Source organism: Synechococcus sp. YX-04-1 (assembly GCF_030546365.1).
GTDB lineage: Bacteria > Cyanobacteriota > Cyanobacteriia > PCC-6307 > Cyanobiaceae > Parasynechococcus.
Genome location: NZ_JAUONZ010000024.1, coordinates 1 through 793 on the forward strand (window position 1 = coordinate 1; position 793 = coordinate 793).

Genomic DNA, 793 nt, shown 5'->3' on the forward strand with positions numbered 1-793 from the left:
GTGGAGATCACGGCACTTTCGTACGCATGGCGAGTACTTGATGACAACGGCAATATCGTCGCTGAGAGCACACTAGCACAGTTCGAGTTCATCTCACAGGACTCTGGTACGTTCACGGCCGTTCTCACTGTTACTGATGCAGGCGGGCTGAGTGCAACCGCAGCCACATCGATTGAAGTCACGAACATCTCACCGCAGATTCTCAGTGCCTCGCTTCCAGGATCACGTCGAATCGGTGACCGTGTGGAATACACTGTCAGTATCAGAGACTGGCAGGACGATGACGTTCGCGTGACTCTCATCACTGCAGATGGAAGAGAGATTCTCGGCATCGCGGGTTCTACCTCGATGCCCGATGCTAATGGACAGCAAGTTACCGAATACCTGATCGGGTTTATCTGGAACGGTGTGTCGCTACGTGGCGCAACGATAATAGCCACGGATGAAGACGGCGCCTCATCAACGTACAGCTTTATTCGCTCGACTGGACTGTCAATGCCTCGAGATCCTTCGCGTCCACCTCCTCCAGTCAGAGAGTTCAGCCACATGTCTGTGGGCATTCAAGAGGAGCCTCTCTGGACCTTCAGCAGGCAAGATACGCAAGGAGTCGCATCGGTCTGGAGTGAAGACCATGGGGGCGATGGCTGGAACTGGATCGCCACCTCGTCAGAAACGCAAGTTATGAGCAATTCTTCTCTGCTGTATGCGTACGAGAAGCGGCTATAGCCTATTGCTAGCTGGAAATATTGGATTCATCTCGACAAATCTAAGAGAAACAATTAATAGTGATTAG

Annotated in this window: 1 protein-coding gene; it reads left to right on the top strand. The window is 52.1% G+C overall.

Annotated features, from left to right (window positions below):
• The coding region (locus Q3Y53_RS13060; protein ID WP_303536809.1) for a hypothetical protein at positions 1-726 on the top strand (726 nt) is incomplete at its 5' end.
• Positions 727-793: the final 67 nt, after the last annotated feature.